This is a genomic window from Alcaligenes sp. Marseille-Q7550 (assembly GCF_965112015.1).
Map to the genome: position 1 here is coordinate 1,769,107 of NZ_CBCOPU010000001.1, position 11,622 is coordinate 1,780,728.

The following is an 11,622-nucleotide window of genomic DNA, read 5'->3' on the forward strand; positions in this document are numbered from 1 at the left end:
GAACGAGCGCAAACAAGCCCGCCAAGGGGCGGGCTGTAGAAAGTGCAGGATGTCATGCCGAAGAAATCCCGGGTTCCAGCTACCGGCCTTGCTCTCGACATGTATAGCTTGACGCCGCGTTTGCGGGACCGGCGCCCTTGTAGACAGCTTGTTCCGGATAGGGGCACACAGGCAGAGACGCGCTGCCGTCGGCCGATTTCAATACAATGCTTGCGGGCGCCACGCCTTTCTCCGTCCAGTCAACGAGCGCGGTAAAGAACTGGTCAGGGCCGGGCAGAGGCACACTGTTTGCATCGAGAGCCGGTCCGGAGGCGGGGGCCAGCGATCCGACGCCCCTGCAATGGCCATAGGCCGGCACCATGTAAAGCCTGTTGAACTCCGCAAGCTTCCTGTATCCACCGACGGAGCTTGCCGCGCGGCTGTAGTAGTTGATCGTTCCCATAGGCGGAATGACTTCGTCCTGCCAGCCGTGGTAGGTGATGATCTTGCCGCCTGCAGTGCGCAGCCTGTTCAGGTCAGGGTTGTCTGTGTTCACATGTCCAAGTTCGTCTTGAAGCTGCACTCCCCGGGCATAGGCAAGGGCAAGATCCGCATACGACAGATCTTTGTAGCCATCCTTGCCGTTGCCCGCCGGGTTCTTGAAGGCGGGAGTGGCGATGCTCGGATCCTGAAGCTCCATCGCCACCATTTCGGTAGCCATGCTGAACGGTTCCGTGCCCGCGACTCTTGCCAGATCAGTGCCTCGGGCAATTCCCCACCACAAGTGGATCGGACTGCCAGACATTGCTTGGCCTGCATTGTCCAATGCAGGATCGGGAACGGAACCGTCCGCCGTTTGTCCGTACCAGATCTTGTTGAGCGCAATGGCTTCCGCCAGGTTGACGCAGGCCCTGGCCGTGCTGGCGCCGGCCACCCCATCATTCCCCTTGCCGCCGGCGCACAGGACTGCCGGGTCCTTGGTCGGGTCGTACCGGCATTGGGCGGGATTCAATATGAATGGCAATTTCTGCCCGTTTACCTTGTTGCAGGAGTCGATCGCAGCACGAGTCGTCAGCGTGATCTTGGCTGCATCCATCACGTCTCCTAGATCGCGATACATGACGATCTGAGGGTAGAGCAGGTTCGTGAGGAACCTGGTCCAGTTTACGACCGGGGCGCCAATCAAATATCCATCGTAAAGCTCGGGATCCTCTTGAGCAATCTTGTAGCCTTGACGGCCGCCTGTGGCACAGCCATCCCAATAGGCGTACTCCGGGAGCCTTCCATAGTATGCAAGGGTTAGCGCGCGTGTCTTGAGCGCAAGCTCTTTCACGCTTCGGTAAGCGAAATCGTTCCAAAGCGCGGTATTGACGGCGCCATCTTCTTTCATTGCAAATGCGCCGTCGCTGTGTATGTCAGGGCTCTGGTGGCCAGCATCCGTATGCCCTGTCACCCAGCCTTGTGACGCTATCCTCGCAAGAGCCGGATTCGCGACAGTTGCCGGCGACGCATGTTGACCTCCGGCCCACCCGTCGCCCCCGAGGTTGCGGATGCGATGGTTCCAGTCGCCGCGGGCCGGCAGCCAGATCTCCATCCCAATGCCTTCCGAGGTGGAAGGCAGCCCTGGCGTTCCAGGATTTCCTGGGCCGACAAGCAGCTTGACCAGGCACATGTCCTTCTCGGCGATGACCGGATGCGATGCGTCTGGAGTATCAGCGAGCGTGATCGGATCGCCAGCCTTGAAAGCCTTTACTGCCACTACCTTGGTGTTCGGATCCGGGATGAATCGGATTTTGAGAGTCTGGTCGCACTGCAGTAGCGCCTGAGGCGGCGGCGCTGCGGGTGAGCCATTTCCTCCGCAGGCGCAGAGTCCGACGCACAAGAACGCCGTAAGAGCGGTTCGCGCTGAAAAGCGCCTCTCGCCCACATCCTGTTGGTTGCAGACGTTGAAACTTCGACAGGCCTCCATGTTTGTCTCCTGTGTTCGAGTAAAAAGATAGGAATTTCCAGCAGGACTCACTGTTTTTGTTTCGTCTGGCTATAAACAAAACGCCATAACGAATGAAGAATCCTACGCCATTTACTCCGCACAAGAAGGGCAAACGTCATGCATGACAATTCCGGGTGTTACACCTTTTGACTGTTTGGTTTGGGCGTTTTTTTTATCTGGCCGGATGCCGAATTCGCGGATAAAGGAACGCTTGGGGTCATCCGGTTACTCAAGGGCTCTTGGAAGAGGTGGTTGCGCCTTTGTGGTGACGAAAGTGCAACTATGGCGCGAATCAACCATTTTTTTACCAGGCTTGGGCATGCCGGCCTGATTCTCTCGAGGTGTATCACCATGCGTACTACAGCTTCTAATCCTTTTGCCCAGGCAAGTTATCAAGTGTATGGCGAGGTGAAGCGCAAGGATCTGGGCTCTTGTCCGTTGGGGACCGTTGGCAACCTGCAGTTCAGTGCCGCACAGGGCGGGACTGCGCGTGCGACCGTCCCCGGAGTGGGGCTGTCGATCCTGAGACGTGCTGGGTCTGATATGTTGGGAATAGTGGTGGATGTTTTGACCCTTCCGGATAGTCACGATGACTCATGGATGGAACGGGTTGACGCAGGGGAGCAGCGACACTACTTGTCTCACGCTCGCCTCTACAGCCGCAGTATAGGAAATTTGCTGGGATATCTGACTGCCGGACCGCGCCACGTCGAGGCCCAGCGCAGAGCCGCCGACGAGCTGATCTACTTGGGGCTGGTGTCACGCGGTGATTTGAATAATCTGTGGGAGGGGATGTATTGTCTGTTGAACTACACGGATGAATTGAAAGATTCAGATGTCAGGGCGTTGGTAACCGGGGCGTTGCGTCGTCCGGATGGCGTCGTACGGGAGCTGGACCAGATGCCGCCTGGTGATGGGCGCAGCCAGGCACTCGAGGTTCTGGAACAGGTCGATGCAGCTATTGAACGCCGACGGACCAGAGGTTTGGCGGAGGACGGTTTGGGGCAGATTGCCGGATTGCTGTCCACTTATTCGATCGATAAGTTGAGGCTGAAGAGGTCGCTGATCAGCGTGGCCGAATATCTGGAAACCAGCAGGAAGGTAAGTACGAAATTGGATGAGGGCCGGTATCTGGACATTCTTCTCCGGTCTTTGCCCAAGGAACGGCTGCAGGCGCTGCAGCCCTTGGCGCGGCAGGAAAAGTTGAACAAATGTCTGCAGGCTCTGGGTACGAGCACCTTGGACGGGATTACTCGTAGCCGCAAGGCATTGAATCTCCTCCACCAATCGTTGGCGGCTCTCCAAGAGAAAGCGCCTGTCCGTCAAGCTGCGTAAAAGCTGAATGCTTTTTTCCGAGCGTGGTCTCGTCCCGCGTCATGTGCCCGATTTAGAGCTCGTGGCGCAAGGACGCATGCCTGTTGCCGACATGCCCGTGCCCAGTTGCTTTCAAGCAGTGGAGTAAGGGCGTCGAATCGGCGCCGCCGGAAGACGCACGGCACAGGTTCACCGTGCCCCCGCTTGGCCGCCAGCATCAGACGAGACGCGCCAGACGGTGTTGCCGACATCATCTGCGATGAGCAGCGCGCCTTCGGCGTCCTCGGCCAGGCCAACGGGTGCGCCTCTCGAGGTTCTGTCGTCGTCCGACGCGAAACCGGTGACGATCCGTTCGGGCACGCCCTCGGGCTTGCCATCCTTGAACCGCACAAAGACGACGTCGTACCCGCTCAGCGGGGCGCGGTTCCAGCTTCCATGTTCACTGACAAACGCGCCGCCATGGTATTTTTCGGGCAGGTTGCGGCCCTGGTAGAACCAGAGGCCCAGAGGCGCCACGTGCGAGCCCAGGGCATAATCGGGGCGGATGGCCTTGGCCACCAGGTCCGGCCGTTGCGGCTGCACGCGCGTATCGACGTGCTGTCCGAAATAACTGTAGGGCCAGCCGTAGAACCCGCCCTCCTGGACGGAGGTCAGGTAGTCGGGCACCAGGTCCGCGCCGATCTCATCGCGTTCGTTCGCAATGGCCCAGAGTTTTCCGGTCACCGGCTCCCAGCCCAATCCCGTCGGGTTGCGGATGCCGGAAGCGTAGATGCGGCTTGCCCCGGTCTGTGCATCGACCTCGAGCACGTTCGCACGCCGGTACTCCACGTCCAGACCATTCTCGGTGATGTTGCTGTTGGAGCCGACTCCCACATAGAGCTTCTTGCCATCGGGGCCGGCCAGCAGCGCTTTCGTCCAGTGGTGATTGATGGCGCCGGGCAGGTCCGTGAACTCCACGCCGGGATCGGACATGCGCGTCTCGCCCGGCGTGTAGCGATACTTCATGATGTTGTCGGTGTTCGCGACGTACAGCGCATCCCCGATCAATTGCACGCCAAACGGGGAATGCAGGTTCTCGATGAAGACGTGCTTTTCCCACTCGCCCTCCCGGCCGGTCGGTTTACGCAGCAAAGTGATGCGGTTGCCGCCTTTGCCGCCCTTGCCGGAACGGCTCACGACGGCGCCGACGATCATCTGCTTGGGCGAGGTGATGGGCTCGGTGCCCGGGCCATTGGCCTCGACCACCAGCACGTCGCCATTGGGCAAGGTCAGCAATTGCCGGGGATGCATCAAGCCGGAGGCGATCTTTTCGATTTTCAGCCCGTTTGCGACGGCGGGTTTTTCGCCTTCCGCCCAGCCCGTCGCATCAGGCACCTTGACGGGCGGAACGAGGAATGTCTTTGGCTCTGGCAGCGGAGGGTTCGGACCCGACTGTTGCGCCGGTTCGTAAGTCGCTTTTTCGCAGCCAGCCAACGCCATTGCCAACAACAAGGCGCCTGCCTTGGACCAATCCGCTTTATTCATGGCGAGCTCCCTGTGCTGATGCCTACTGCAGTGCAGTCGCGATGCAAGCGATCGAGATGAGAACCACTGTGATGGCCGAGAGCCAGAGGCTTTCGGGCAGGACGCCATAGGCATCCCGGCTGTGAACGAAGGCATTCGCGACGGCGGCGGCGATGGCAACAAGATTGAGCCAGAAGTCGAGCTTCTCGACGCGAGTGCTGCGATTTGCCGGAATCCAGACGTGCACCAGGTTGATCAGGCGCGGGATGATGGCAAAAATCAGCCCGAACGCGTTCAGCCAGGCCGCCGATGACCCAGAATACATTGGCGTTGCATGCATAGGTCGCGTCGAAGATCAGCGCCGCGACGAAAAGTCCGAAGGGGATGGGATTGAGAAGCGCGAACACGGCGCAGGCCAGTCGCGATCGTATCTGTACGGGACGTGTGGGCATTGGGAACCTCTGACAGATGCTGTCGTTCTGCATTGTCTTCTGGCACTGCAGGCCGACCATTCAGGACGGCACGCCCTCCATCTGTCCGAAGGCCTGGTCGCGCTTGGCCGGCTCCAGGGGCTCGGGCGTGCCCATCACGAAAGGGCAGAAGAACAGAAGCTGCCCTTTCGCAGGCTGGCTGCAGATTGGCGCAGCCGCGCGTCAGCCCTTGCATCAGTCGGTGTCCGACGGGCCGCGCAGCCTCGGCCGGGCAGGGAGGAGGGCTACGCTGGAAAGAACGCCTGATGCTTGTTGTCTGCTGTCATGCTGGACGTGAATTGGAGCGCAGGACGTACATGTATATCCTAATCCAGTTGGCCTGCGCCATCCATTGTTTCGATGTTCTGTTCATGGCGCCGGCAGTTGTCATGGGTCGGGAGAAATACTGAACGAGCTGTGGGCATTCGGCGCTTCTCGAGGCGTGCAAGACGCGATTTCGAACCGTATCTGGATGAGTCCCCGCCTGACGATGAAAAGCCGATCATCGAAAAATGAAAAGTCCCGTGGTGTAAGCGCTTGAGTTTGTATGCAGACCTGATACCATGAAGACTCGGTTCTACGCTTTCCTTGATTAACGAATGAAGGAGGATAGGACATGAATGACACGCCCATGAACTGGCCCAGTGACTTCCCTGGCAAACATGATCATCACAATCAGTTTGTGAACGGGTAAAACCAACCAGCACAGCCGCCCTAAGGGGCGGCTTTCTTGATTCCGGCGCTTGCGTTTGCGGATTTGATGTACTTCGGTACTTGTCAGAACAATACCGAAGGAATGCTGCCGTTCAGTTCGAAAATCAAGCCTATGGCATTCGCTGTGTGCTGGCTGATTGATTAAAGCTTCATTCTAACGGGCTTGAACAATCGGCAAACCAGATTTCCCAAGCAAGGCCCGGAGCGCTTGGGCATGAAATTTGTTACCGCCCGCCCCAGACAAACCCATCCATCACTTCTTTCCCGGCAGGGCCGTGGATTGATGGCCTCGTAGTAGCGCTCGGAGGCGCCGCATCAGTCCGCCTAGGCTTGCCCAAGATCCTGGAGGCGGTTGTTGTTGACGCGCCGGACCGGGGGCTGCTTGGGCGGGGCGCATGGTGCATGCACAAACACGCAGTGATGGGTGGAATTCAAACCGTTGATACTGGATCAGGTCCATGTCTTTTCTTACCAGCTTGAGGTCGGATACGCGGGTGGCTCGCTATATGAGCTTCGAGAAATTCTTTTACTTAATGGAGTTCGGCTATGCATTTTTCCCCAATATAAGGGGTCTTCGGAATGTCAATGGCAACGAGGGCGATCCGCTGGAAGGGAGGTGGAGCCCCTGCGGTCTGCTTTTAAGAAATGGCGGAGCGGAAATTCTTGACTTGGCAATGGACTATCTTTGGCCTTCGGTGGAAAAAACCGAAAATGACAAGAAAGACATCCTCAGGGAAGAAGATTCATATCAGAGTCTTTTTGGCAAAAGGCCGAAAAGCGGGTATTCAAGAGATGTGGAAAGAATGGCGTCCTGGGTGGATATATGGTGCTGGAACAGGTTTGATCATGAGCGAGTCGACATGTGGAGAGCCTATGGGGCCGGGGCTGGATCTGTCATGATGCTGTCGTCGGTGGACAGGCTTAAAGATTCCCTGATTGTCCCTGTCGATCATGAAATTATTCTGGAGGACGTTAAGTATGTTGATAAATCAAGTGCAATCCATGACATAAAAGGTAATGCTACATTGTTCTTGCAGAAGTCACGCGCTTTCGAATCGGAAAAAGAGGTCAGGGCGATTCTGTATAATCCCAATGTGGATATCGAGAGAGAGACAAGCCGGACCGGACAGGCGATCCAGGTCGATTTGTCGCGCCTTGTTGAGAATGTCGTCATGCATTATCAGTCGCCATTATGGATGATGGACGCAATAAACCGAATAACGGAGGAGGCGGTCGGCAAATCGGCTATGGAGTCCTCCATACGGAAAGAGATTGCGGATGCCACGGTGTTCGCCGGGATTTGATCGGCATCCATTTGGCTGTGGCTACAGCATAGGCGCATCGTTCAGCTTCCGCTGTCGCAAGGCCTGCTTCACACCTGGCTTCTGCAGCCGCTGCCCGCCTGGCAAAGCGAGCGTTTACACGGGTATCGGCCGCCGCGACCGGCGAACTCCTGCCGGCAGCACGGCCTGGTCGTCGCTGAACATGACTCCGTCGCCTCGTCGGTAACGCATGCTCGAGTGCTCCAGGTCGAGCACGACGCCCCTGTAGTAGCCGCGGGGCGTACCGGGAAGCCGGGTGACCCGCACAGGCACCATCACGCCAACTCTGGCACATATCAGGCGGACCTCATCATCAATGTCAAGCGAGATCAGCCCTGGGGCCCGGTGGCTGTCGTTATGGCCCACGACTACTTCGCAACAACCAGGGGAGTGGCACACGAACGTAGCGCGAACTCGACGTTCTGCATCTACGATACTGGCGATGGCTTGCTGAAGCAGGGCGGCGTCGGCTCCGTGGGCGCGAGCCGCGTCAGCCACCTGCTGGCCTTCGACCAGAACAAGGCTCGCGGCTGTGATGACGCCCTGGTCAAGGCGCAGCAGGCTGGCAAGCGTTTGCAGTTCCTCATGAGTCATAGCTAAAGTCTGGTACCGCCGGTCGATAAATGGATGGTTGATAAGTCATGCCCGGTATTGCGTATCGCATATTTGCTGCGTGGCAGGACGGCTCCTGGTTCAAGCTTTTGCCGTTTTTTAGCCGGTGTGCGGGCCCGGGTACTGTGGAAGCTGGTCCGTGATCGATTCCCAAGGCGCTTTCTCGGCCACGTACCTGTGCTCTTTCGCCAGTTTAAAAAAGGGTGTGTCCAGCGAGCCAAGCCGAATGCCCAGCAATTCCGGCCGCTCCGCCCGGAACGCATAAATAGGTGAACCGCAGTTGGAGCAGAAGGCTCGAAACATCCCCGGCGAAGATTCGAACTCTCGCAGTACGGTCGCACCCTCAAGCAAATGGAAGTGCTCGCGCTTCACCGGAGCGTTGGCTGCGTGGCTCGAACCGCTGGCCTTGCGGCAACTTGCGCAATGACAATAGCCAAATTCGCCCGGCTCTTGAGTGAGTCGATAGCGGATCTCCTGGCAAAGGCAACTTCCTTCATACATCAGCATGCTCCTGACCGATACGGAGTTCAATGGCATGGGGGCGCATCCGCCCATCAGAGGTCGTGGAGGAGGGGCTGGCGCTGCGCCAATTCCGCGCTGGAGGATGTGCTGCAGCAGTCTCAATCCGCGATCTGGTAGTTGGCGTTCGGCGCCTGGTATTTTGCATTGTTCATCTGCGGCGTGACGGGATGCCATTCAAAGGCTGTGGCCGCGCTGTCGAGAGCAGCTCCAAGGCGGCTTCGACGCTGACATCGGGCGACGTCCACTCGCGTACGGCATCGGGCGTCAGCGCCATGGGCCGGCGCTTGTATCGCCCGTGCATCGGGCCCACGGCGTCGTCCGTGACGATGACGAAACCATGCTTGACGTCGAAGTTTTCCCCGGGCTCCCAGGCCGTGATTGCGGCGAAGAAAATCGGATCCCCGTCTGTGGCATGTATGTACCAGGGCTGTAGTCGTTCCTGATTGCCAGGCCATTCGAACCAGCCGTCCACCGGGACGATGACGCGTCGATTCAGCAGGCTGCGCCACATCCGTGATCTTTTCAGAATCTTGTCCAGGCGAGCGTTGATTTCGGGCCCGCGCCAATACCAGCGCGGCTTATAGCCCCAGAACAGCCTGTCGACCTGGTCCCCACCTGTGCCCCACCGGTGCAGGACGATGGGGCACGTGCCCGGGGGAATATTGTACTTCAGGCCGTCTCCCACTTCGACCCGCGCGGGCTTCCATCCCGCCTTGGCTACATAGGTCTCGACCGCTGCTCGCTGGCTGAAACGTCCACACATAACGCTCTCCTTGGAAGAGGGTCTGTATTAGACGGTATGCCTGCTGTCTCCAGGCGTCAATCCTGTGTTGCGGGTCTGTTGTATATGGCGGAGTCATTCTCTGCCATGGGCGCCGTCCATGCGAACGAGTTGGCGGCAGAAGATGCTGCGCTTGCAGGTCTGCGGGCTGAACGCAGCGCAGTTGCAGAACGCGCCCTCGGGCTGGAGCGCTTCGGGGTGAACGGCAACGGCGCTCCTGCAACTGCCAGCCATTGAGCAGTTCGCCTGTGGACGGGAAGTTTCCTCCGTCGAAATTCCGGCACTGGGCTGGACAGATTCCAATCCTTTGCGGTGATGGCGAGCATGACTGCGATGGCGTCGGTCACTGGCAGGTCTCCTTGTTGGCAGCCTCGAGGGCGGCCTGCCGGCCGGCGCCAGCAGCGTAATGCCGTTCAGCAACGCATTGTTGTCGCTGTCCTCGAAGAGATCATTATTATCGTTTGGAAATACTACTCATGCAATCGTTCGGCGCCTTGCCCATGCGCTGGCGTTCATCGCTTGGCTGGGCCTGCACTGTCGGCACCGAAGCTTGAGTCTGCGACTCATTATCAGGATGCAAAATAAACTGGTCATCAAATGCGGTAGTGCTGCGCATCATGGTGTTTGTCCTTTTGTTTATGGTTTTTTTGATCTGTTGACCGGGTGGCGCTTAGGGTTCCTTCGGGTCAAATTGGGCAATGTCGTTCAAAAATGAACCGTTCCGCACGTGCAAACCGGCGCCCATGCCGGCGAGAGAGGGACTGGTTCGGAAAGTTGCAGGGTTTGATATCGGGTCATTGCGTGAAACCAGCAAGAATCGGCATGACTGCTGAACGCCCTTGCTTTTACGGTAGCGCTAGCGCTTTCCTTTAGGGTGCGGCGGTGTCTCTGGGCCGGCGCCGTCGGCTAGCCCTGATCCAGGAGTGTTTGCAGGCGCGTGTCGTCTTGCTCGCGCATGACCCGGTCTTTATCTGGACTCAGCGGGGATTTTTTCCAGACAGGGGAAGTCTTACTGGCATATGCCGGATCCATTCGCTGTGATCCCGTCACTATCCGTACAGGGGGAGCTGTTCGGCTTATGGCAGGCGTTTCGCCGTGTGCTTAATGTAGGGACGGAAATGATGGAGGGTTTGATATGGAACCAATGAGATGGCCCAGCGATTTTCCAAGCAAGCATGACAAGCCCGAGGATTACATGCCTGCGAGAAAGTAAGACGTCAACGGAGAAAGCCGCCTTCAAGGCGGCTTTTCTCATGGGCCGGAAGACGGGCGGTCAACCGGGAGCTCCGCTCGTGCGCGGCAATTCCAACTCTTGCCCCTGGGCTGCGCCTGGCGCGCAGAGCTTGTGTGGCTGTTTGCCACACTATTTTCTGTTTTTTGCGATGTTTCAGTTTTATCGTGCAATAAATATCAATATGATACTTATGTTTCAATTTTGGGCTATTTTTATCATTTTATGAGCAGGCCGTGTCAGCCGCGCGCGCCGGCGAGCAGGGCAAGGGGTTTGCGGTGGTCGCCGGCGAGGTGCGTTCCTTGGCGCAGCGCAGCGCCGAGGCGGCCAAGGAGATCAAGCAGCTCATCACCGTCAGCGTGGAACGGGTGGAGCAGGGTTCGACGCTTGTGGACAAGGCCGGAGAGACCATGGACCAGGTGGTGCAGGCCATAGGCCGGGTGACGGACATCGTGGGCGAGATCAGCGCTGCCAGCAACGAGCAGAGCGTGGGAGTGGCCCAGGTGGGCGAAGCCGTCGCCCAGATCGACCAGGCCATCCAGCAGAACGCCGCCTTGGTGGAGCAAAGCGCCGCGGCCGCCGCCAGCCTGAAGGATCAGGCAGAGCAATTGGTCGACGCCGTGGCGGTCTTTCGCATCGCAGCCCGGCAGGAGGGGGCCGCCAAGCCGGCTGCTGCCGTGACTGCCCAGGCTCAGGCAGGCGCTCCTCGGGCCTATGCCCTGGCCAAGTCAGGCCAGGAGCGGCTTTCCAGTATGCCCGCCATGTCCAGGGCTGCGCCGGCCAAGCCCGCCCTTGTCGGAGCCCCGGACGAGGGCTGGGAAAGTTTCTGAGCCTGCTGCGCCAAGGTTAAGCATGGGGCCGGGGACGGGGCTGTTCCCGGCCCCTTTGTCGATTTCGTCACGGAAATGATAATCCGGGCCCTGTCGGGCGTGGAGGCGGGCGCGAGCCGGCCGGGTCTCAAAGCGCCGGGATGCCCTGCATGTACCAGGCGCTTGCACCCAGGCTCGCCGCGACGATGATGAGGCTGAGCGCACGGTTCGCGCCTTGCGTGCGACAGGCCAGGACGATGGCCGGCAGGGTGATGAGCGGCAACAGGACGAGAATGGGCATGATTCCGGTCGGCGGGGTAAAGTGACGTGTATTGCGCTCTTGGCGCCTGGGCTTGCGGACGCGGCGGCGGACAA

The 11,622-nt window shown here is 58.8% G+C and carries 10 protein-coding genes and 1 pseudogene; 4 read left to right on the top strand and 7 right to left on the bottom strand.

Translation table 11 applies throughout. From position 1 onward, the window contains the following. Positions 1 to 79: 79 nt before the first annotated feature. On the bottom strand, positions 80 to 1,948 hold the full coding sequence (locus ACWPWO_RS08450; RefSeq protein ID WP_454005933.1) for a tannase/feruloyl esterase family alpha/beta hydrolase: 1,869 nt from the start codon (positions 1,946 to 1,948) through the stop codon (positions 80 to 82). A 372-nt stretch (positions 1,949 to 2,320) separates the two neighbouring features. Between ACWPWO_RS08450 and ACWPWO_RS08455 the strand changes: the two genes are divergently transcribed. Then, positions 2,321 to 3,304, top strand: coding sequence for a hypothetical protein (locus tag ACWPWO_RS08455; RefSeq protein WP_454005934.1), 984 nt, complete (start codon positions 2,321 to 2,323; stop codon positions 3,302 to 3,304). A 168-nt stretch (positions 3,305 to 3,472) separates the two neighbouring features. Here ACWPWO_RS08455 and ACWPWO_RS08460 read toward each other — a convergent pair whose 3' ends face one another. Next, positions 3,473 to 4,807 (bottom strand): PQQ-dependent sugar dehydrogenase, encoded by a 1,335-nt coding sequence (locus ACWPWO_RS08460; RefSeq protein WP_454005936.1) that lies wholly within the window; start codon positions 4,805 to 4,807, stop codon positions 3,473 to 3,475. A 22-nt stretch (positions 4,808 to 4,829) separates the two neighbouring features. Next, positions 4,830 to 5,126 carry a hypothetical protein gene (locus ACWPWO_RS08465; RefSeq protein WP_454005938.1) on the bottom strand — a complete coding sequence of 99 codons (297 nt, stop codon included), beginning with the start codon at positions 5,124 to 5,126 and terminating at the stop codon, positions 4,830 to 4,832. 1,302 nt (positions 5,127 to 6,428) lie between these two features. On the opposite strand from ACWPWO_RS08465, the gene ACWPWO_RS08470 reads away from it, so the two are divergent. Together ACWPWO_RS08470 and ACWPWO_RS08475 are read left to right on the top strand one after the other, a co-directional pair. Continuing rightward, positions 6,429 to 7,274 (top strand): DUF2971 domain-containing protein, encoded by an 846-nt coding sequence (locus ACWPWO_RS08470; protein WP_454005940.1) that lies wholly within the window; start codon positions 6,429 to 6,431, stop codon positions 7,272 to 7,274. Between the two features lie 408 nt (positions 7,275 to 7,682). After that, positions 7,683 to 7,892 (top strand): hypothetical protein, encoded by a 210-nt coding sequence (locus ACWPWO_RS08475; protein WP_454005941.1) that lies wholly within the window; start codon positions 7,683 to 7,685, stop codon positions 7,890 to 7,892. A 111-nt stretch (positions 7,893 to 8,003) separates the two neighbouring features. Here the strand turns inward: ACWPWO_RS08475 and ACWPWO_RS08480 are convergent, their stop codons facing one another. The 3 genes from ACWPWO_RS08480 to ACWPWO_RS08490 all read right to left on the bottom strand — a co-directional run bounded on the left by ACWPWO_RS08480 (position 8,004) and on the right by ACWPWO_RS08490 (position 9,826). Then, a complete protein-coding gene (locus ACWPWO_RS08480) occupies positions 8,004 to 8,411 on the bottom strand; it encodes a GFA family protein (RefSeq protein ID WP_454005943.1) in 408 nt (135 codons plus the stop codon). Positions 8,412 to 8,574: 163 nt separating this feature from the next. Beyond that, entirely contained in the window at positions 8,575 to 9,189 is a 615-nt protein-coding gene (locus ACWPWO_RS08485) for an SOS response-associated peptidase (protein WP_454005945.1), read from the bottom strand. Between the two features lie 472 nt (positions 9,190 to 9,661). Then, positions 9,662 to 9,826: a hypothetical protein gene (locus tag ACWPWO_RS08490; RefSeq protein WP_454005947.1), complete on the bottom strand. Its 165-nt coding sequence runs from the start codon at positions 9,824 to 9,826 to the stop codon at positions 9,662 to 9,664. 845 nt (positions 9,827 to 10,671) lie between these two features. Here ACWPWO_RS08490 and ACWPWO_RS08495 point away from each other — a divergent pair. Further along, positions 10,672 to 11,268, top strand: a pseudogene (locus ACWPWO_RS08495) (methyl-accepting chemotaxis protein); the annotation flags it as partial. A gap of 127 nt (positions 11,269 to 11,395) precedes the next feature. On the opposite strand, the gene ACWPWO_RS08500 reads toward ACWPWO_RS08495, so the two are convergent. Next, positions 11,396 to 11,548, bottom strand: coding sequence for a hypothetical protein (locus ACWPWO_RS08500; RefSeq protein WP_454005948.1), 153 nt, complete (start codon positions 11,546 to 11,548; stop codon positions 11,396 to 11,398). Positions 11,549 to 11,622 lie beyond the last annotated feature (74 nt).